The sequence below is a fragment of the Flavobacterium swingsii genome, from assembly GCF_900111965.1.
Classification (GTDB): domain Bacteria; phylum Bacteroidota; class Bacteroidia; order Flavobacteriales; family Flavobacteriaceae; genus Flavobacterium; species Flavobacterium swingsii.
The window spans coordinates 468,454-488,524 of record NZ_FOJT01000002.1 but is presented as its reverse complement, the minus strand read 5'-3'; the positions used below and the strand labels follow the sequence as shown (position 1 = coordinate 488,524).

Sequence of the window (20,071 nt, the reverse complement as noted above, 5' to 3'; positions counted from 1 at the left end):
TTATTAAAGTGATAGATACAACACCACCTACTCTTTCAACTCCATTAGATTCTGTATTAAATGTAAGTTGTGGAGATGTTCCTGATGTTCCTGAATTAGTATTTGTAGATAATTGTTCGGCTATTGTTAATCCTCCTGTATTTACAACAGTAACAATAAACCAAACAGATTATACTTATACTATCGTTAGAACTTGGGTTGTTTCTGATACTTGCGGAAATTCTGATGAATTTACTCAAACTATAAATGTTAGTATAAATGAACCTTTTTCTTATGTAAATGCCTCATTATGTACTACAGAAGGAGAAAAAGATTTATTTGATTTATTGGATCCAAATATTGAAACTAATGGGACTTGGTTAGATGTAAATAACTCAGGAGGATTATCAGGTAGCATACTAGATCCTATTAATATCCCTTCAGGTTTCTATGTCTATAGATATACCATTCCTAACGGAAATTGCCCTCGAATTATCGAAGTATATATGACAATTGATAATTGTTTTGTATTAGGATGTGATATTTCAAAATTAAAAATTTCTAAAGTAGTCACTCCTAATAATGATGGTCATAATGATTTCTTTGAAATTGGAGGAATTGAAGATTGCAGATTTATTTATGAAGTAAAAATGTTTAATCGTTGGGGAGCTTTAGTTTATGAAAATAACAATTATAAAAATAATTGGGACGGAATAGCAAATGGTGCAATATCCAATAGTAACTTACCATCAGGTACATACTATTATATTGTAAATATTGTAGATAGCGGTTTTGATACATTCAAAGGTTACATTTATTTAGGAACTAAAAACTAAACGTTATGAAAAAATTATTATTAACAGCCATTATAGTTCTGAATGTGTTTTTTGCAAACGGACAACAAACACCACAGTTCACACAATATATGTACAACACTATATCCGTAAATCCTGGTTATGCAGGAAGTCGTGAAGCACTAACAGTTGTTGGTCTTCACAGAGACCAATGGGTTGGTTTTAGTGGTGGTCCAGTAACCAATACACTTTCTATACATTCTCCGCTTAGAAACGAGAGAATAGGCGTTGGTTTTTCATATATAAATGACCGATTGGGGTATGAAAATTTCAATTATATGTATGTAGATTTTTCGTACAACATTAACATCACCCAAAATACTAAGTTGGCTTTTGGAGTAAAAGGAGGTTTTAGTTATTATAACATAGACCAAAATTTATTTAATAATGAAGAAGTATATAGCGACCCTTATTTTCAAGAAAAATTAAATCGTTGGACACCAAATGTTGGAGCTGGATTATATTTGCATCAACCCAAATGGTATGTAGGAGTATCATCTCCAAAATTAATCGAAAATGATTACAATAAATTAGGAAATTATGTTGCGCTAGAACAATCTCATTTTTATGGAATTGCCGGTTATGTTTTTGACCTTAATAAAAGTGGAAATATAAAAATGAGACCAACTGCTTTAGTAAAATATACAAAAGGTTCTCCTCTTTCCTACGACACAACATTATCTTTCTTGTTTAATGAAAAATTCTGGATTGGTGGAGCTTATCGATTTGAGGATTCTGTAGGAGCTTTGGTCGATTTTCAAATAACCAAACAAATGAAATTAGGTTATGCTTATGATTATCCAATTTCAAAAATAAGACCTTTTACAACCGGATCTCATGAAATTATGATTATGTTTGATTTCAAATTTGATAACTCTAAATACAAATCTCCACGTTATTTCTAACCTAAAAACGCCTGAATTATGAAATCAATATTAAAATATATCTTGATATCTGTTATCCTATTTGGAATCATTCCTTCAGCTTCAGCTCAGTTTGGGAAACAGAAAAAAGCAGATGCTTTATATAACAGTTTTTCTTTTGTAAAAGCGATTGAAGTATACAAAGAAATGTTAGCCAATAATTATAATACAGACTATTCTAAAAGACGTTTGGCCGATTCTTATGCTATGCTTCGTGATCCAGAAAATGCCTCTGTTTACTATAAAGATGTGGTAAAACAAGACAAAGTAGAACCGGAATATTATCTGAATTATGCTTTGGCATTAAGAGCATTAAAAAAATATGATGAATCTGAAATTTGGCTCAACAAATACAAAGAATCAGGAGTTGTCGATTCTCGTATTGAAAAAATAATGCAAGACAAAAATTTTCTTACCAATATTTTTCAAATTAAGCCTCAGTTTTTTTCTAAAGAAGTTCCTTTTAATTCGGAATTAAGTGATTTTGGTGCTTTCGAAAGAAATAGCGTAATCACATTTGCATCAAGCAGAGACAAAGGTGTGGGAATAAAAAGAACGTATTCTTGGAACCAACAGCCTTTTTTAGATTTGTTTCAAATAACTAAGAACGGTGATAATCATTCTGAAGCCGAAAAAGTAAAAGGAGATGTAAATACAAAGTTTCACGAAGGTCAAATTTCGATTTCAAAAGACGGGAAAACAATGTTTTTTACTCGCAATAATTATACTAATAACAAAAAAGGAAAAGATGCTGAAGGAACTAACAACCTGAAAATATACCGTGCCACGCTAGATAAAGACAATAAATGGACAAATATTACCGAAGTACCTTTTAATAATACAAATTATTCTGTAGGTCATCCTAGTTTGTCTGTCGATGAGAAAACGCTATATTTTGCTTCGGATATGCCTGGAGGTTTCGGGAAATCAGACATTTATAAGGTAAGTGTTAATGATAATTCTTACGGAACTCCTGTAAACCTTGGTAATAAAATAAATACCGAAGGATCTGAAGTTTTCCCATTTGTGCATTCTGACGGAAATCTTTTCTTTTCTTCCGATGGACTTCAAGGTCTTGGTCAGTTAGATATTTTTACAACAGTATTAGATGGAGATGGTAATATTCAAGAAATTATAAACCTCGGAAGTCCTGTAAATTCTAATATGGATGATTTTTCGTTCTTCCTAAACGAATCTGGCGAAACTGGATTTATAGCTTCCAATCGTGAAGGCGGAAAAGGTGATGACGACATTTACGGATTTGATAGAATTCCTCCTTTCGAAATAAAAGGAACCGTAACCGATGCTATAAACAAGCAACCGATACCAAATGCTAAAATTGTGATAAAAGACAAAGATGGCAATATTATAGCCGATTTTATTACCGACGAAAAAGGAAAATACAAATTTGCTGCTGATAGGGAAACTACTTATAATCTAGAAGCCTCTCAAGTAAAATATAACTCAAAATCGAAAGTTGGAGATACTAGAAACACTAAAGGAAAGCCACATATAATTGTAGATTTCGAACTCGATCCTGTACAAGATGTAGATATTCTTGCAGGTGTAAATGTTGATAATATTTATTTCGATTTTGACAAGCAAAATATTAGAGATGATGCAGCTATCGAGCTAGATAAAATTGCTTATTTGATGAATACAACTTATCCTACAATGGCTGTAGAAATAGAGTCTCATACAGATAGCCGTGGTAGTTTTACTTACAACGAAGCATTAGCAATTCGCAGAGCAAATTCGACACATGATTATTTAATTTCTAAAGGTGTAAATTCTAATAGAATCAAAAAATTTGAAGGTTTTGGCGAATATAGTTTAGTAAATGATTGTAAAGATGGGATAGATTGTTCTGAATCTGCACATCAGTTAAACCGTCGTTCTATATTTAAAGTACTTAAAATGAAATAATAGATTGGTTATATTAATTCTTTAAAAAGCCTTTTAATTTAAATAATTAGAAGGCTTTTTTTATACTTAACTGGTTAATTTCACAATTAAATCATTTAATACACTCGACTCAAATGGTTTAACAATTATTCCATTCATTCCAGATTCAACTACCTGATGGTTAATTTCTTGTTTATCAAATGCTGTTAGAGCAATAATTGGTGTTAAAACATCGAATTCTCTGATTAGTTTTGAGGTATCGAAACCGTTTATTTTCGGCATATTAATATCCATAAGAATTACATCAAATTTTTCGGATTTTAATCTTTCTACTGCTTCAAAACCATTATCTACAACAATTGTTTTGTATCCAAAATTTTTCAAGATTTTCTGGGTAACCATTTGGTTAATCTTATTGTCTTCAATCAAAAGTATATTTAAATGCTTTTTTAGTTGTTTATTATTTTCTTCAACAGACAAAATATTTAAAGTTTCTTCGTTTGGGATATTAAACTTAATTGAGAAACTTATTTTTGTTCCTTTATTTTCTTCGCTTTCTAAATGAACTTCTCCACCAAAAAGTTGAATCAGTTTTTTTACAATAGGCAATCCTAAACCTGTTCCTTGATAATCGTCATCTCTCCGCTCTATTTGTACAAATTCTTCGAATACTTTCTCGTGATCTTCTTTAGAAATTCCTATTCCATTATCGGTAATTTCAAAAAATATTTGACAAGAATCATCCTTTTTGTCTAACACATTTGCTTTAATAATTATTTTTCCTTTTTCGGTAAATTTGAGTGAATTACTAATCAAGTTCATAAAAATTTGTGATAGTCTAATTTTATCCCCAATTATAAATAAAGGAATTGATGGATCTAACTCTAAACTTATTTTGTTCTTGTTTTTTGAGGCTAAAAATTGTAAACTATCAATTATAGAAACCAATTCTTCTTTCAAATTAAATTTAGAATTCTCAAGTACAATTTTATTTTCTGAAATTTTATAAATCTGTAATATATCGTTTACCAATGCCAATAAATATTTTGCCGAAAATTTTAATGATTTTATATACTGGCTATTTTTAAGCTCTGGATGCTCATCTGCAATTAAATCTGTAATTCCTACAACTCCGTAAAGTGGTGTTCTCAGCTCATGAGTTATTGTCGAAACAAATTGAGATTTTAATCTTGTTGCTTCTTCTGCTTTTTCTTTTGCAATTTGAAGATCTATATTTGCAATTGTAAGATCATTATTGTTTTGTTTTTTTAAGTTATAATTTTTGTATAAACTATAAACAAGTAATAATAAGAATGTTAATATTACAAAAAACAAACTCAAAATTGTATTCGATTTTTTTAGACTTAAGGATTGAATTTTTTTATCGGTTTCTAATTTTTCGATATCACTTTTGTAAATATCAAATTCTATATTTCTGGCAGCAAGATTGGCTTTTGCCATTTTCTCTTTATTAAAAAGTGATTCTACTATCTCATTATATTTTGCAAGATTTTCATAAGCTTTTTTATAATCTCCATTTTTGGCTAAGAACCTAGCGTATTCTAGATGCAAATATTGTTTTTCTTCATTAAAATCGATTTTTGTACTTTCATTTATTCCTTTCAAGTAATAATTATTAGCTGTTTCGTTTTCTCCTTTTCCTGCATAATACATGCCATTTAGCATGTTTATTGAGACAATGTAGTCTTTATCTCCAAATTTTGGTTGATATTTATTTACAAAATCTAAATTTTTAAAACCTAAATCGAATTCTTTTTCATCAAAACAAGTCCAAGCGATATTCAAGTTTATCATAACTAACCTTGTAGAATCTTTTTTTGTTTCGTAATATTCTTTAGCTTTTTTATAATAATACAATGATTTTTTGTACTGATTTAGTAAATCTGTTGAGTTTATATTTCCTAAATCATTATAGACGTTTGCTTTTATTTCCCCGTTTTTAGACTTCGTAGCATAATCTAAAGCTTTATTATAAAAAAATAATGCTTTATTTAAATCTTTTAATTCTTCGAAGTTCATACCTATTCTCTGACAGCTTATTGCTACTAGAGAATCATTACCAATAATTTTTGCATTGTGCAATGCAATACGAGAAATTTGCATAGACTTCTCGAAATTACCTTGTTTAAAATATTTTCGTGATTGCGTATTTAGTTGTACAATTTCTTGTACCGATTTTTTTTCTGACTGTGAGAAAGAATTATTCTGAAAAAGAACAAAGAATAAAAGGATGAAAAATAATTTATATTTACACATAGTGAGAACATTTTCAAAAAAACTAATGTAAAAAAAAATCCTGACAAAAGTCAGGATTCATAAAAAAATATTATCTTATTAATTTTCTATATTTCAATCGTTTAGGAGTTAAATCTCCACCCAATCGTTTCTTCTTATTCTCTTCATATTCAGAGAAGCCACCTTCAAAATAATACACTTCCGAATCTCCTTCAAATGCTAGAATGTGTGTACAAATTCTGTCTAAAAACCATCTGTCGTGAGAAATAACCACAGCACAACCAGCGAAATTTTCTAAACCTTCTTCGAGAGCACGTAAAGTATTTACATCTAAATCATTTGTAGGCTCATCTAACAAAAGTACATTTCCTTCTTCTTTTAGTGTCATGGCAAGGTGCAAACGGTTACGTTCTCCTCCAGAAAGTGTGTTTACTTTCTTGTTTTGCTCTCCTCCACCAAAGTTGAAACGGGATAAATAAGCACGAGAATTTACTTGTCGTCCGCCCATCATAATCAGTTCTTGACCATCGGCAAAGTTTTCCCAAATAGATTTGTTAGGATCTATATTAGAATGTGATTGATCTACATAAGCGATTTTTACAGTTTCACCAACAGTAAATTCACCAGAATCTGTTGCTTGTTCTCCCATTATCATTCTAAAAATAGTAGATTTACCAGCACCATTTGGCCCGATAATTCCAACAATTCCTGCTTGTGGCAAAGTAAAATTCAAATTATCATACAATAATTTATCTCCAAATGCTTTTGCTACATTTTTAGCTTCAATGACATTAGTTCCTAAACGTGGACCGTTCGGGATATAGATTTCTAGATTTTCATCTAGTTGTTTCTGATCTTCGTTTAGTAATTTATCGTAATTCTGTAAACGCGCTTTTTGTTTCGTTTGACGGCCTTTTGCACCTTGACGAACCCAATCCAATTCACGTTCTAAGTTTTTACGACGTTTTGAAGCTACTTTTTCTTCGAGTGCCATTCTGCTCGATTTTTGGTCTAACCAAGAAGAGTAATTCCCTTTCCAAGGAATACCTTCTCCTCTATCCAATTCAAGAATCCAACCTGCAACATTGTCCAAGAAATAACGGTCGTGCGTTACTGCAATTACAGTTCCTGCATATTGTGCTAAATGTTGTTCTAACCAAAGTACCGATTCTGCATCTAAGTGATTCGTAGGCTCATCTAACAACAAAACGTCTGGTTGTTGCAACAACAAACGACATAAAGCGACGCGACGGCGTTCTCCACCTGATAAATTTTTAATTGGTGTATCAGCTTCTGGTGTGCGTAAAGCATCCATAGCGATTTCTAGTTTGGTGTCTATTTCCCAAGCGCCTAATGAATCTATTTTGTCTTGCAAAGCTGCTTGACGATCCATTAGTTTGTCCATTTTATCGGCATCTTCGTAATATTCTGGCAAGCCAAACATATCATTTATTTTGTTGAACTCGTCAAGTACAGCCATAGTTTCGGCAACACCTTCGCGAACAATTTCTATAACCGTTTTAGAATCATCAAGAATTGGTTCTTGTTCTAAATAACCAACGGTATAACCTGGTGCAAAAACTACATCACCTTGGTAATTTTTATCTACTCCAGCAATAATCTTCAAAAGAGAAGATTTCCCTGAACCGTTTAGTCCTAAAATACCAATTTTTGCTCCGTAAAAGAAACTTAGATATATATTTTTTAATACTTGTTTGTCTGCTCCTTGGTAGGTTTTACTCAATTTTGACATTGAGAATATTACTTTCTTATCGTCTGACATTATTTAGATTATTAGATTAATTAGACTAACTTAGATTGTTAGATTTCTTTAGATTTTTAAAATTCAATAGAAAATTTGTAATTCGTAATTCGCAATTTTTTTATAAACGCCCTTTCAATGAGCTAAAAACCCAAGCATTTAATAAAAAACCGAAACCAACAGTTGCAAAACCCCAACCTGCTATATCAGCATATCTGTACGCTCCAAGACCGATGAGTACTAATCCCATGATTACCATCATTAATGTTGCCCAGCCTAAAATTGTATTTTTATTCATTCCCATAATTTCTTTTTTTATTTAATTTGAGGGGTACAAATATCGTCTTTTTTGAATAATTTTCAATGTTAATTAAAAATCTTAACCAACATTTCTTTCAATAAATCTGATTGCGGTAAAGCATTTGCTCCAACACCTTTACTTTTTACGTCAATATCACGTAAGGAAGCCACTATTTGACTTACTTTTTTCATAGGATAATTACGTAAAGCTACGTCATAATCCTTTAAGAAAAATGGACTTACACCTAAAATTGGAGCAACTGTTTTCGGATTTCTGTCTTTGAGTCCGTGGTATTTTAATAATTGGATAAAAAAGCTAAAAACCAAACTTGTCGTAACAACCATTGGATTATCCTTTGGGTTTTGAGCAAAATGGTCGGCAATTTGATATGATTTTAATTGGTTTCTTTCTCCAATAGCTTTTCTAAATTCAAAAACATTAAAATCCTTGCTAAATCCTATATTTTCTTCAATAACAGCTGGTGTAATTGTACTCCCTTGTGGCAAAATAATGGCTAGTTTGTCTAATTCGTTAGCGATTTTGCTTAAATCAGTACCTAAAAAATCGACTAACATAGCTGATGCTTTTGGTTCAATATTGAGTCTCTTGCCTTGTAAAACTCTCTTTAGCCACTCGCCTACTTGGTTTTCGTATAATTTTTTACTTTCGTAAACAACACCTTTTTGAGCTAAAATCTTTGTGATTTTTTTTCGCTTGTCGAGTGTTTTATATTTGTAACAAATAACTAAAACCGTTGTTGGCTGCGGATTTTCGGCATAAGATTCTAACTTATCTATTGTTTTTATTAAATCCTGAGCTTCTTTTACAATAACGACCTGACGATCCGCCATCATAGGATAACGTTTTGCGTTCGAAACCACGTCTTCAATCGTAACATCACGGCCATATAAAACCGTTTGGTTAAAATCTCTTTCGTGTTCTTGCAATATATTATGCTCGATATATTCCGACAATTTATCAATATAATAAGGCTCTTCGCCCATTAAAAAATAAATTGGCTTTATATTTCCAGCTTTTATATCATTAATTATTTTTACTACTTCGTCCACAAAAAAGTTGATTTGGTTATTTGGTAATTCGTTTATTTGATAATAGATTTGTTGAATGCAAAAACTGAATTTTCCAACTTATACATTTCGGTTCAAAAATAGTGAAAATAAAGTTTCTATTTTTGATGAAATTCGTAAAAAATTTGTGATTCTCACGCCCGAAGAATGGGTGCGTCAAAACGTAGTTCGGTTTTTGTTAGAAGAAAAAAAATACCCGAAATCATATATTAATGTTGAAAAGTTAATCAAAATCAATGATTTAAGTAAACGATATGATATAGTTGTATTTCAACCTAATGGAAAAATATTTTTACTTATAGAATGCAAAGCACCAGAGGTCCCTATTTCTCAAAATACTTTCGATCAGATTGCAAGATACAATATGGTCCTTGAGGCAGAATATTTAATGGTTACTAATGGTTTAAATCATTATTTTTGTCAAATGGATTTTGAAAACGAGAAATATTTGTTTTTGAAAGAACTTCCTGAATTCCAAATCAACGAATAACCAAATCAACGAATAACCAAATCAACGAATTAACATTGAAAATAGCCGTAGTTATATTAAATTGGAATGGACAAAAATTGCTAGAACAGTTTTTGCCTTCCATTATAGAATTCTCTCAAGAAGCTACGATTTATGTGGCTGATAATGCTTCTACCGATGCTTCAGTTTCATTTGTAAAAACTCATTTTCCTACGATAAAAATCATCGAAAACAAAGGTAATTTTGGTTATGCAAAAGGTTATAACGAGGCTTTACAGGAAGTTGAAGAAGAAATTTATGCTTTGGTAAATTCTGATATTGAAGTTACTGAAAACTGGTTACAACCTATTATTACTTTATTCGAAAACGAACCAGAAACTAGTATTATTCAACCCAAAATTCTTGACTTTAAAAACAAAGAATACTTCGAATATGCTGGTGCTGGTGGCGGATTTATAGATAAATATGGTTTTCCATTTTGTCGTGGACGTATTTTTGATACTATCGAAAAAGATAATGGACAATATAATGATACAATCGAAATATTTTGGGCTTCAGGCGCTTGTTTTTTTATTAGGAAAGATGTTTTTCGAGAGCTAAATGGTTTTGATGCTAGTTTTTTTGCACATCAGGAAGAAATCGACTTGTGTTGGAGAGCATTTAATAAAGGATATATTGCCAAATATTGTGGAGAATCGACAGTTTATCATGTTGGTGGAGCAACTTTGAATACAGAAAACCCTAAAAAAACATTCCTGAATTTTAGAAACTCTTTGTGGATGATGCTTAAAAATCTTCCAACAAACCAATTATTCACTACTTTATTTATAAGATTAAGTTTAGACGGAATTGCTGGAATTCGTTTTTTAACACAAGGAAAATTGAAACATTTTTGGGCTGTTTTAGAGTCTCATTTTTATTTCTATTATTCTCTATTTAAGTTTTTAGGAAAACGGGATATCAATCAATTTGAAAAATATTACAAGACAAAAAGCATTGTTTATAGTTATTTTATTAAAAATATAAAGATTTTTACAAACAATTTTTAGAGATTAATACTACCTTTGTCCTTTCTTTATAGAATATTATTATGACAAAATCGCTAGAAAAAAAAGGTCTTTTTACAGGACTGATAGAACAAGACGAAAACGGAAATTTCTTTTGCGGAGAATATTTATTGGATTATAAAATGGTCGTTTCTAACTTTAAATTAGGTGATAAAATCACACTAAAAACTGCTATTACAAATCCAAGTGACATTTCTTTTAAGGCTTACGAAAAGAAGTCTAAAAACTTCGCTTTATTTAATCTGAAACCAGATCACGAGTAATAAAAAAAGGGTTTAGAAATTTTCTAAACCCTTTTTTTATTTTAAAGTAATTATTCTTTTTGTTCGTTAAATTTCTTTACAATAGCTTTTAGTTGTGCCGCACGATCTACTTTTGCTTTTTTGACCTTGTCCTGAGCTTTATGAAGCTTATCATTGTGTTTCTTGATATTTTTTTCAGTGTTTCTACTCATGACAATTGCGTTTTATTTCTTCTAAATTCTTATCGGTATAAATTAATTCGTTGATGATTTTTTTTCTTAATTCATCAATGTTTTGATTGCTAAAATATTTTGCCCAACTAGTCAAAGTTAATATATTTCTAGCTTGTTTTATCCTTTTTGCAGTGTCTAATGTGTTTCTTAAAATTGGTTTATTATCAAAATCAGGGCTATTTTTGTGTTGGTAATTTATCGTTTGCCTATCAAAATCAGCTTCTAAATAATACAATTTTTCGAAGTTATTGTCTGGATAAAAACTATCCCACTTCGCAAAACCTAATTTAGTTTTCGATGTCGATTCTGGATCGAAAGCAACCAATCGCCACTTGCTATTTGCTAGTCTTCCCCAGTGATTAGAGAGGCGATACATTCCTGCTTCTGTATAAAAATATTGACTCCCAGATTCACTTTTGTAATTAGGAATCAAAGATTCAACAGTTTTAATTTCTACTTCATTAAAAACACAAAAAGTATTTTTGAAGGATTTAGAACTAGGATTAAATTTATTTAGCAACACAATGTTTTCATTAACAATTCTTAGGTACAAAATAACAACAAATATCTGATTACAATTAATAAAAATGGTGTTACTTTTGGCTTTTATTACTTTTTTAAAATAAACAAAATGCAGATTCAAGGACAAATTGTAGATATAGAAAATAAGCGTATTTATTCAGGTGAAATAAATGTCGAAAACGGAAAGATTATTTCTATCATTGAGAAAAATCATGATGTGAAAAACTATATTCTTCCAGGATTTATCGATGCACATATTCATATCGAAAGTTCGATGCTTGTTCCTTCTGAATTTGCTAAAATTGCTGTCCTTCATGGAACGGTTGCTACCATTTCCGATCCGCACGAAATTGCCAATGTTCTTGGGAAAGAAGGTGTTTATTATATGATTGAAAACGGAAAAAAAGTACCGTTGAAATTTCATTTTGGCGCGCCATCTTGTGTTCCTGCAACCGCTTTTGAAACCGCTGGTGCTATTATCGATTCTGAAGAAATAAAAGAATTAATGGCTTCACCAGACATTTATTATTTGTCGGAAATGATGAATTATCCTGGTGTTTTGTTTAATGATGAAGAAGTTTTGAAGAAGATTGCTTGGGCAAAACATTTCAACAAACCTGTTGATGGTCATGCGCCTGGATTGCGTGGCGAACCTATCAAAAAATATATTTCGGCAGGAATTACAACTGATCACGAATGTTTTACTTACGATGAAGCTCAAGAAAAATTGTCACTTGGTATGAAAGTTATTATTCGTGAAGGAAGCGCAGCCAAAAACTTCGATGCATTAATAGATTTGCTTCCAGAAAATTACGAAAATATGATGTTTTGTTCTGATGACAAACATCCTGATGATTTGATTTTAGGACACATTAATTTACTTTGTGCTCGTGCTGTTGCAAAAGGAATTGACATTTTTAAAATCCTGCAAGTCGCTTGCGTAAATCCAGTAAATCATTACAAAATGAATGTTGGTTTGTTGAAAAAAAATGACGCTGCCGATTTTATTATTGTAGATGATTTAGTAAACTTCAAAGTCAATAAAACGTATATAAATGGTGAATTGGTTGCCGAAAACGGACAATCATTTGTAAAACATATCGATTTTGAAACACCAAATAATTTTAATATTACCGAAAAACAAATTAGTGATTTCGAAATTCCGAGTTCTGCATCAAACTCGAGCGTAAGCGAACAGGCGAAGCAAATTAGAGTTATTGAAGCTTTGGAAGGGCAATTAATTACGAATGAAATTCATCATAATTCATTTATAAAAAACGGAAAACTCGTTTCAGATATTGATAATGATATTCTGAAAATGGCTGTTGTAAACCGATATTTTAACACCAAACCAGCAGTGGCATTCATTAAAAATTTTGGGTTAAAAAAAGGCGCCATTGCAAGTTCCGTAGCGCATGATTGTCATAATATTGTGGTCGTTGGAACATCAGACGAAGAGATTTGTAATGCTGTAAATTTAATTATCAAAAATACTGGCGGAATTTGTGCCGTAAATGGCAATCTAAATAAATCGTTAGCCTTACCAGTTGCCGGAATTATGAGTGATAAAGATGGTTGGGAAACAGGAAAATTATATCAAGAAATTGATGCCATGGCAAAAGATTTAGGTAGCAATCTAAAAGCGCCTTTTATGACACTTTCGTTTATGGCACTTTTAGTAATCCCTGATTTGAAATTATCTGACAAAGGATTGTTTAGTGGGAATACTTTTTCGTTTGTAGATTTGAAAGTGGAATAGTTTTTTTGACAGTAATTATATCAAAAACGCCTGTTGGCAGATCGTTTTTTATCTTTCTATTATTTTTGCTTTTAAAATTTCTTCTAAATCTTTTATACTTTTTTTACTTTCTGCTTTGAATCCAAAAGAAACTAAAACAACTCCAAATATTAGCATAAAAAAAGGAATAAACATAAACATTCCACCTTCTGAATTTAAACCATTTTTGAATATTAAGCTATATGATGTTGCTAAGCAACCAACTAAAACACCGCCTAACCAAATTATCATAAAGACTTTTACAATGTCAATTAGCTTCATATTTACATTTATTTTAGAACCATTTATATCATCTTTAACTTCTCCTTTTATTAGAGGCAAAAATGAATTTCTATAGTTTATAGCTCTTTTTATCTCAAATGTATTATTGTAAATTTTACCAATATATGGTTTAGAATATGAAAATTGATTAGCACCAAAACCAAAAGCCTTTTCAGCTTCAATTTCATTTTGTAGATGTTTTAAAAGTTCTTCTTTAGTTAATGTTGAACGATAAACTAATTTTTCAAAAGGCAATATTTTTTTTATCATCTATTTTTTAAGTTGTTTTTCAGGAAATAATATCATTTTGTTTTCTGTTTCTATTGGCTCAACATTGAATCCCATTAATTCGGGTTCATCTTCGACATTGAATGACAATATAAATCTTAAGCTATCACATTTGAGATAATATTCATAAATAAATGAGGTTTGGTTAACTCCTCCAATGTTTTTAGCGGTAAAAAAATCAACGAATTTTCCGTCTTTATTTTTCCAATCACAATTTTGTCTAATTCCACCTATTATTGGTTCTAATTGTTCTTTAGGAAAATATTTCACTGGAAATTTTTCTACAACATTTGGTTTGTCAAGATTTTCCATTATATAATCCGCTTTTTCTTGAGCTAACTCTAATTTTTGCATACTTTTCCAACCAAAATAGCTTATTATTCCAATCAAAAGAATAATAACTCCTACAATAATTCCAATAATTTTTAATGCCTTTTTCATTTTTAAATTTTACGTTTCGTTACCCCAAAATGTCTGCCAACTTGTATATTAGTGCAATCCGTGTTAAAATTATTTATCTTCTTTTTTCTCTTTTACAGAAATCTTTCCACCTACAATAACTACAATTTCACCTTTTGGCGGTTTTGTTTCAAAATGTTTCAAGACTTCTTCAGCTGTTCCTCGAATGGTTTCTTCGTGTAGTTTAGATATTTCTCGAGAAACAGAAACAGGTCTTTCTGCACCAAAATATTGAACAAATTCTGCTAATGTTTTTACTAATTTGTGTGGAGAAACATATAAAATCATTGTTCTTGTTTCTTCTGCTAAAGCTAAATAACGAGTTTGACGTCCTTTTTTTTCAGGCAAAAAACCTTCAAAAATAAATTTATCATTAGGAAAACCACTATTTACTAAAGCTGGGACAAATGCTGTTGCTCCTGGCAAACAATCTACTTCTATATTATTTTCGACACAAGCTCGAGTGAGTAAAAATCCTGGATCTGAAATAGCTGGCGTTCCTGCATCGGAAATTAAAGCAATATTTTCGCCCGTTTGTATGCGTTTTATAATGTTTTCAATGGTTTTGTGCTCGTTGTGCATGTGATGACTGTGCATATGTGTCGAAATCTCAAAATGTTTTAAGAGTTTTCCACTGGTGCGCGTATCCTCAGCGAGGATTAAATCGACTTCTTTAAGCACACGAATGGCACGAAAAGTCATGTCTTCAAGATTACCAATTGGTGTTGGAACAAGATATAATTTCCCCATTTAAACGAATTTACTGGCTACAAATTCCATAAAACGTTCTTCAAATTCTTCTTTTCCTTTCCAATCGTTGTAATCTGGCTTTACCATTTCTTCAATAAAATTCTTAGCATCTTCTAATGAATCGAAAGTCGAAATTTGTGAAACTACTCGATTGAAATCTTCAACACTTCCGTCAAATAATTGTTTTTCGAAAGCCAATTTATCGTTTAAACCAATATTGACACTTTTGTTCAATTTGTCATTAAGATTTATGGCGGGTTTCGAATCTACTTTATCAAAAAATATTTCTGTTTCAATTTTTACTTCTGGAACAACTTTTTCTTCAATTTTATCATCTATAATTTTTGATATTTCAGCTGGAATTTTAGAATCTTCTGTTTTTTTAGTATTAGAAACTCTTTCAAAAATAGGCTCTGGTTGCATATTACTTAAAAAATCATCTATAGCAATTTGCTTTTTTTCTAGCTTAGGAATTTCAATAATTGGAGTTTCAATTGTTGCTTTCGGCTCTTCAATAACTTCTTTTGGTTCCTCAATAGCCACTTTTACTTCTTCAGCAACTGCTTTTACTGGAGGAATTTCTTCATTTATGTCATGAATAATAATTTCTTCTTTAGCTTTTATAGCTGAAATTTTTTCATCAAAATCGAATGCTTTTTCAACTATAACTTCTATATCATGCAAACCAATTGTAGGCTTTGTTTCGCTAAAATGCTCTTCTACAAATAACAAAACAGACAATTTTTCGTATAATTTTTGAGTTTCGTGGTGTAATTCACGAACATCTTCTTTGTGTTTTAGTTGTAAAATTCGGTGCGCAATGCTAATTAATTCGGCTTCCAATCTTTTTTTCATAACTTTTACTATTATACGCAATAAAGCTTATCTTTTTTAATAAATTTGTTCTGTTACAAAGTAATAAAAACTATTCATTTTTATCGTTATAAAAATAAAAAATGTTTCTCGAAAATACAGTAAATCATAAAGAGCAGTTTGGTTGGATTGAAGTTGTTTGCGGATCGATGTTTTCGGGCAAAACCGAAGAATTAATTCGTAGATTAAAAAGAGCCCAATTTGCCAAACAAAAAGTCGAAATTTTCAAGCCATCTATCGATACTCGGTATGATGAAGAAATGGTGGTTTCGCACAATAAAAACGAGATTCGCTCTACTCCTGTTCCTGCCGCTGCAAATATTGCAATTTTGGCACAAGGTTGCGACGTTGTAGGGATTGATGAAGCTCAGTTTTTTGATGATGAGATTGTCAAAATTTGTAATGATCTTGCTAATTCTGGGATTAGAGTTATTGTAGCTGGATTGGATATGGATTTTAAAGGAAATCCTTTTGGACCAATGCCAGCACTTATGGCAACTGCCGAATATGTTACAAAAGTGCACGCTGTTTGTACTCGCACAGGAAATCTTGCCAATTATAGTTTTCGTAAAACCGATAATGACAAACTTGTTATGCTTGGCGAAACCGAAGAATATGAGCCGTTAAGTCGTGCCGCTTATTATAATGCAATGCGTGAAAATATGATTGTAAAAGATGCTGAACATTTATCAAAAGAAAAATAATTATACCTATTGGCTATTTCCTTACATAATATAATTCCAGTTCTAAATGCCGATTTTCAAGGTATTGAGACGGATATTCATATCAATAATATTTCTATAGACAGTCGTTCGCTACAAAATAATGAAAACACTTTATTTTTTGCTATAGTTGGCCCTAATAATGATGCTCACATTTATATTGGAGATTTAATTTCTAAAGGTGTCAAAAACTTTGTAGTTACCTATATTCCTCAAAGGTTAAAGGATAAAGCTAATTTTTTAATTGTCGAAAATACACTTTTTGCTTTACAAAAATTTGCCAGTTATTACCGTAATTTATTCCATTTTCCAGTCATAGGAATTACAGGAAGTAACGGAAAAACCATTGTAAAAGAATGGCTTAATTTTTTATTAAGTCCTGATTATAATATTATTAGAAGCCCAAAAAGTTACAATTCGCAAGTTGGTGTTCCGCTTTCGGTGATTGGGATTAATGAACATCATAATTTCGGAATTTTTGAAGCTGGAATTTCTACCAAAGGTGAAATGGAAAATCTTCAAAAGATAATTCAACCAAGCATTGGAATTTTAACGAATATTGGAACCGCTCACGACGAAGGTTTTGCCGATATTTCTGAGAAAATAAAAGAAAAACTGAAGCTATTCACTAACGTTGAAGTTTTAATTCTGAATAAGAATAAAACCATCGAAGCTTTTATAAAATCGGAAATAAAAACCTTTACTTGGAGTACAAATGATAAGTCTGCTGATGTTTTTTTTCAGAAGAAAACCTTCGATGATTATTCGATTTTGAATATTACAAATGAGGAGAAATGTTTTAAAATACAAATTCCATTTACCGACGAAGCTTCGTTAGAAAACAGCATGCATTGTATCTTAACTATGTTATATTTGAAGTATGATTTAGATACAATCGAGCATCGAGTAAGCCAATTATTTCCTGTTGAAATGCGATTGAAAGTAAAAAAAGGTATTAACAATTGTACTTTAATTGATGATAGTTATAGTGCTGATTTTCAGTCATTAAAAATTGCTTTAGATTTTCTTGAAAACCAAAAGCAACATTTAAAGAAAACACTTATTTTATCTGATATTTACCAATCTGGATTAGAAGACGAAAATTTATACGCTCGTGTTTCTCAGCTTATTATTTCAAATAAAATAAATCGAGTAATTTGTATTGGAGATATAATTTCTAAATATAAAAACAAGTTTCTCAATGCTATTTCTTATGTTTCAACCAATGATTTTATTGACGATTTTGAGAATTTAGATTTTGCAAACGAAACGATTTTAATAAAAGGCTCTCGTCATTTCGAATTCGAAAAAATCGTAACGTTACTTGAGGAAAAAACACACGAAACCGTTTTAGAAATTAACCTGAATGCGATAAGTCATAATTTAAATTACTACAAATCGAAACTGAATCCGGAAACCAAAATTATGGTTATGGTAAAAGCTTTTGGCTATGGAAGTGGCGGATTTGAAATTGCCAAACTCCTCGCCCATCACAAAGTCGATTATCTTGGTGTGGCTTTTGCCGATGAAGGAATCGAACTTCGTCAAGCAGGAATCGAATTGCCAATTATGGTTCTTAATCCAGAAATGACGAGTTTTCCATCGATAATTCAATATAATCTAGAACCCGAAATATATAGTATTCGAGGTCTTAAAGCATTTATAAAAATTACGGAACAAAAAGAACTCACCAATTATCCAATACATATTAAAATAAATACAGGAATGAATCGTTTGGGTTTTGATGACGAAATTATCCCAGAACTTATATCTATTTTACAGAAGAATGATTCAATTCAAGTAAAAAGTATTTTATCTCATTTAGCCGCTAGCGATGATTTAACACACGATATTTTTACAAAAAAACAAATTTCAGATTTTGATATAATATCTAGTAAAATTACGAGAGAGCTAAAAATATATCCTATTCGTCATATTTCAAACACTTCAGCAATAAGCAATTATCCACAAGCACAATTTGATATGGTACGATTGGGAATTGGTTTATACGGAGTTTCTAACGATATTAATGAAACAGAAGAGTTGGAAAATGTGGGTACATTAAAATCGATAATTTCACAAATACGAACTTTAGATATTGGTGAAAGCGTGGGTTATAGTCGCCGATTTATGGTCGAAAAACCAACAAAAACAGCCACAATTCCTATAGGTTATGCTGACGGAATTTCTCGTTCTTGGGGAAATGGAGTTGGTTATGTTCTAATTAATGAACAAAAAGCACCAATTATAGGAAGTATTTGTATGGATATGCTCATGGTTGACGTAACAGAAATTAATTGTTTTGAAGGAAATGAAGTTGTGATTTTTGGTAAAAATCCATCAGTTACAACCATTGCAAAAGCTATAAATACCATTCCTTATGAGATATTAACAAGTATTTCTGGCAGAGTAAAACGGGTTTTTTATAGAGAATAACTTATTAATTATTTGGTGATTATTAAAATAAAATGTTAAATTAGCTCTTTATAACAATTAAAATTAACCTAAAACAAACAATTATGGGAATGTTATCAGAATTTAAAGCTTTCGCAATGAAAGGTAATGTAGTTGACTTAGCAGTCGGTGTAGTTATTGGAGGTGCATTTGGAAAAATAGTTAGCTCATTAATAGATGATGTAATTACTCCATTATTGTTAAAACCAGCTTTGTCAGCGGCTAATTTATCTAAAATAGAAGAGTTAACTATTTTTGGCGGAGTAAAATACGGTATGTTTATATCTGCAGTAATTAACTTTATTATTATTGCTTTTGTCTTATTTATGATTATTAAAGGTATAAATGCAGCTAAAAAGAAAGAAGAAGCTGCAGCACCAGCTGGACCAACACAGGAAGAATTGCTTACTCAAATTAGAGATTTATTAAAGAAATAAATAACATATCTAAACAAAAAAGGAGGACATATGTCCTCCTTTTTTATGCTCTAACTAGCAACCAACCTTTTAAATTATACGGTACTCCAAGTATTATCAGTAATGCAAGTGGTAAACACCAGTTAGCAGATCTTTCTACAAACTCCACGATAGACTCCCCAGATATTGGTCGGCTCAAGGCAGTCATAAATGCCCACAAAACAGCCCATCCTACTATAGCACGAATTGGATAAAATAAAACCATGAAAGCAACAGCTACATCTGCTATTCCAATATAAGGCATCAAAGTAACTGCTTGGTTTTCTGTAAATCCAAAGCAGGTAAGCAATGGAATCCATTTTTGATTAATGCTTAATGCTACAATTCCGTGACCTAAGAAGGTACCAAAAACACCAACTCTAATACATTTTTCTAATATGTTATTCATT

At 30.9% G+C, this 20,071-nt stretch carries 21 protein-coding genes; 10 read left to right on the top strand and 11 right to left on the bottom strand.

Features of this window, described 5'->3' with window-relative positions:
- The 3 genes from BM053_RS05090 to BM053_RS05080 form a co-directional block, all read left to right on the top strand.
- On the top strand, positions 1 to 815 hold an 815-nt coding region (locus tag BM053_RS05090), incomplete at its 5' end, for a T9SS type B sorting domain-containing protein (protein ID WP_208600939.1).
- Between the two features lie 5 nt (positions 816 to 820).
- Positions 821 to 1,738: a PorP/SprF family type IX secretion system membrane protein gene (locus BM053_RS05085; protein ID WP_091474713.1), complete on the top strand. Its 918-nt coding sequence runs from the start codon at positions 821 to 823 to the stop codon at positions 1,736 to 1,738.
- 18 nt (positions 1,739 to 1,756) lie between these two features.
- Positions 1,757 to 3,682, top strand: a complete 1,926-nt coding sequence (locus BM053_RS05080; protein ID WP_091474710.1) for an OmpA family protein — start codon at positions 1,757 to 1,759, stop codon at positions 3,680 to 3,682.
- A 66-nt stretch (positions 3,683 to 3,748) separates the two neighbouring features.
- Here BM053_RS05080 and BM053_RS05075 read toward each other — a convergent pair whose 3' ends face one another.
- The 4 genes from BM053_RS05075 to holA all read right to left on the bottom strand — a co-directional run bounded on the left by BM053_RS05075 (position 3,749) and on the right by holA (position 9,050).
- The gene (locus BM053_RS05075) at positions 3,749 to 5,938 is read right to left on the bottom strand and encodes an ATP-binding protein (RefSeq protein WP_091474708.1); all 2,190 of its coding nucleotides are present in this window, start codon (positions 5,936 to 5,938) and stop codon (positions 3,749 to 3,751) included.
- A 70-nt stretch (positions 5,939 to 6,008) separates the two neighbouring features.
- Complete coding sequence (gene ettA / locus BM053_RS05070) at positions 6,009 to 7,700, bottom strand: energy-dependent translational throttle protein EttA (protein WP_091474706.1); 1,692 nt, start codon at positions 7,698 to 7,700, stop codon at positions 6,009 to 6,011.
- Between the two features lie 100 nt (positions 7,701 to 7,800).
- The gene (locus tag BM053_RS05065) at positions 7,801 to 7,983 is read right to left on the bottom strand and encodes a CAL67264 family membrane protein (RefSeq protein WP_091474704.1); all 183 of its coding nucleotides are present in this window, start codon (positions 7,981 to 7,983) and stop codon (positions 7,801 to 7,803) included.
- A 62-nt stretch (positions 7,984 to 8,045) separates the two neighbouring features.
- Complete coding sequence (gene holA, locus BM053_RS05060) at positions 8,046 to 9,050, bottom strand: DNA polymerase III subunit delta (RefSeq protein WP_091474702.1); 1,005 nt, start codon at positions 9,048 to 9,050, stop codon at positions 8,046 to 8,048.
- A 55-nt stretch (positions 9,051 to 9,105) separates the two neighbouring features.
- Between holA and BM053_RS05055 the strand changes: the two genes are divergently transcribed.
- Genes BM053_RS05055 through BM053_RS05045 form a run of 3 tightly spaced genes read left to right on the top strand, consistent with a single transcriptional unit; the run spans position 9,106 to position 10,867 of the window.
- Complete coding sequence (locus BM053_RS05055) at positions 9,106 to 9,558, top strand: type I restriction enzyme HsdR N-terminal domain-containing protein (protein ID WP_091474700.1); 453 nt, start codon at positions 9,106 to 9,108, stop codon at positions 9,556 to 9,558.
- Positions 9,559 to 9,593: 35 nt separating this feature from the next.
- Complete coding sequence (locus tag BM053_RS05050; RefSeq protein ID WP_091474698.1) at positions 9,594 to 10,586, top strand: glycosyltransferase family 2 protein; 993 nt, start codon at positions 9,594 to 9,596, stop codon at positions 10,584 to 10,586.
- Between the two features lie 41 nt (positions 10,587 to 10,627).
- Positions 10,628 to 10,867, top strand: coding sequence for a hypothetical protein (locus BM053_RS05045; RefSeq protein ID WP_011963201.1), 240 nt, complete (start codon positions 10,628 to 10,630; stop codon positions 10,865 to 10,867).
- Between the two features lie 50 nt (positions 10,868 to 10,917).
- Here BM053_RS05045 and BM053_RS05040 read toward each other — a convergent pair whose 3' ends face one another.
- Together BM053_RS05040 and BM053_RS05035 are read right to left on the bottom strand one after the other, a co-directional pair.
- On the bottom strand, positions 10,918 to 11,058 hold the full coding sequence (locus BM053_RS05040; RefSeq protein ID WP_091474695.1) for a hypothetical protein: 141 nt from the start codon (positions 11,056 to 11,058) through the stop codon (positions 10,918 to 10,920).
- The gene (locus tag BM053_RS05035; protein ID WP_167357288.1) at positions 11,051 to 11,599 is read right to left on the bottom strand and encodes a hypothetical protein; all 549 of its coding nucleotides are present in this window, start codon (positions 11,597 to 11,599) and stop codon (positions 11,051 to 11,053) included. The genes BM053_RS05040 and BM053_RS05035 overlap by 8 nt, the downstream gene beginning before the upstream one ends.
- Positions 11,600 to 11,710: 111 nt before the next feature.
- Here BM053_RS05035 and ade point away from each other — a divergent pair, with 111 nt between their 5' ends.
- On the top strand, positions 11,711 to 13,360 hold the full coding sequence (ade, locus tag BM053_RS05030; protein WP_091474693.1) for an adenine deaminase: 1,650 nt from the start codon (positions 11,711 to 11,713) through the stop codon (positions 13,358 to 13,360).
- 48 nt (positions 13,361 to 13,408) lie between these two features.
- Here the strand turns inward: ade and BM053_RS05025 are convergent, their stop codons facing one another.
- From BM053_RS05025 to BM053_RS05010, 4 genes are all read right to left on the bottom strand, one after another.
- Positions 13,409 to 13,930, bottom strand: a complete 522-nt coding sequence (locus tag BM053_RS05025) for a hypothetical protein (protein WP_091474690.1) — start codon at positions 13,928 to 13,930, stop codon at positions 13,409 to 13,411.
- Positions 13,931 to 14,389, bottom strand: a complete 459-nt coding sequence (locus tag BM053_RS05020) for a hypothetical protein (RefSeq protein WP_091474688.1) — start codon at positions 14,387 to 14,389, stop codon at positions 13,931 to 13,933.
- Positions 14,390 to 14,458: 69 nt separating this feature from the next.
- Complete coding sequence (rsmI, locus tag BM053_RS05015) at positions 14,459 to 15,157, bottom strand: 16S rRNA (cytidine(1402)-2'-O)-methyltransferase (protein ID WP_091474686.1); 699 nt, start codon at positions 15,155 to 15,157, stop codon at positions 14,459 to 14,461.
- Positions 15,158 to 16,012, bottom strand: a complete 855-nt coding sequence (locus BM053_RS05010; RefSeq protein WP_091474685.1) for a hypothetical protein — start codon at positions 16,010 to 16,012, stop codon at positions 15,158 to 15,160.
- A gap of 101 nt (positions 16,013 to 16,113) precedes the next feature.
- Between BM053_RS05010 and BM053_RS05005 the strand changes: the two genes are divergently transcribed.
- From BM053_RS05005 to mscL, 3 genes are all read left to right on the top strand, one after another.
- Positions 16,114 to 16,734 carry a thymidine kinase gene (locus tag BM053_RS05005; RefSeq protein WP_091474683.1) on the top strand — a complete coding sequence of 207 codons (621 nt, stop codon included), beginning with the start codon at positions 16,114 to 16,116 and terminating at the stop codon, positions 16,732 to 16,734.
- Between the two features lie 9 nt (positions 16,735 to 16,743).
- The gene (locus tag BM053_RS05000; protein ID WP_091474681.1) at positions 16,744 to 19,188 is read left to right on the top strand and encodes a bifunctional UDP-N-acetylmuramoyl-tripeptide:D-alanyl-D-alanine ligase/alanine racemase; all 2,445 of its coding nucleotides are present in this window, start codon (positions 16,744 to 16,746) and stop codon (positions 19,186 to 19,188) included.
- Positions 19,189 to 19,271: 83 nt separating this feature from the next.
- Complete coding sequence (mscL, locus tag BM053_RS04995; RefSeq protein WP_091474679.1) at positions 19,272 to 19,643, top strand: large conductance mechanosensitive channel protein MscL; 372 nt, start codon at positions 19,272 to 19,274, stop codon at positions 19,641 to 19,643.
- 43 nt (positions 19,644 to 19,686) lie between these two features.
- On the opposite strand, the gene BM053_RS04990 is transcribed toward mscL, so the two are convergent.
- A complete protein-coding gene (locus BM053_RS04990) occupies positions 19,687 to 20,070 on the bottom strand; it encodes a hypothetical protein (RefSeq protein ID WP_091474677.1) in 384 nt (127 codons plus the stop codon).
- Position 20,071: the final 1 nt, after the last annotated feature.

Bases quoted from the DNA above. Each gene is read 5' to 3' on its own strand.
- BM053_RS05005 (WP_091474683.1), top strand. From the start codon at position 16,114: ATGTTTCTCGAAAATACAGTAAATCATAAAGAGCAGTTTGGTTGGATT.
- BM053_RS05010 (WP_091474685.1), bottom strand. From the start codon at position 16,012: ATGAAAAAAAGATTGGAAGCCGAATTAATTAGCATTGCGCACCGAATT.
- BM053_RS05080 (WP_091474710.1), top strand. From the start codon at position 1,757: ATGAAATCAATATTAAAATATATCTTGATATCTGTTATCCTATTTGGA.
- BM053_RS05065 (WP_091474704.1), bottom strand. From the start codon at position 7,983: ATGGGAATGAATAAAAATACAATTTTAGGCTGGGCAACATTAATGATG.
- BM053_RS05025 (WP_091474690.1), bottom strand. From the start codon at position 13,930: ATGATAAAAAAAATATTGCCTTTTGAAAAATTAGTTTATCGTTCAACA.
- BM053_RS05045 (WP_011963201.1), top strand. From the start codon at position 10,628: ATGACAAAATCGCTAGAAAAAAAAGGTCTTTTTACAGGACTGATAGAA.
- BM053_RS05020 (WP_091474688.1), bottom strand. From the start codon at position 14,389: ATGAAAAAGGCATTAAAAATTATTGGAATTATTGTAGGAGTTATTATT.
- BM053_RS05040 (WP_091474695.1), bottom strand. From the start codon at position 11,058: ATGAGTAGAAACACTGAAAAAAATATCAAGAAACACAATGATAAGCTT.
- BM053_RS05085 (WP_091474713.1), top strand. From the start codon at position 821: ATGAAAAAATTATTATTAACAGCCATTATAGTTCTGAATGTGTTTTTT.
- mscL (WP_091474679.1), top strand. From the start codon at position 19,272: ATGGGAATGTTATCAGAATTTAAAGCTTTCGCAATGAAAGGTAATGTA.
- BM053_RS04990 (WP_091474677.1), bottom strand. From the start codon at position 20,070: ATGAATAACATATTAGAAAAATGTATTAGAGTTGGTGTTTTTGGTACC.
- BM053_RS05075 (WP_091474708.1), bottom strand. From the start codon at position 5,938: ATGTGTAAATATAAATTATTTTTCATCCTTTTATTCTTTGTTCTTTTT.
- rsmI (WP_091474686.1), bottom strand. From the start codon at position 15,157: ATGGGGAAATTATATCTTGTTCCAACACCAATTGGTAATCTTGAAGAC.
- ettA (WP_091474706.1), bottom strand. From the start codon at position 7,700: ATGTCAGACGATAAGAAAGTAATATTCTCAATGTCAAAATTGAGTAAA.
- BM053_RS05055 (WP_091474700.1), top strand. From the start codon at position 9,106: ATGCAAAAACTGAATTTTCCAACTTATACATTTCGGTTCAAAAATAGT.
- ade (WP_091474693.1), top strand. From the start codon at position 11,711: ATGCAGATTCAAGGACAAATTGTAGATATAGAAAATAAGCGTATTTAT.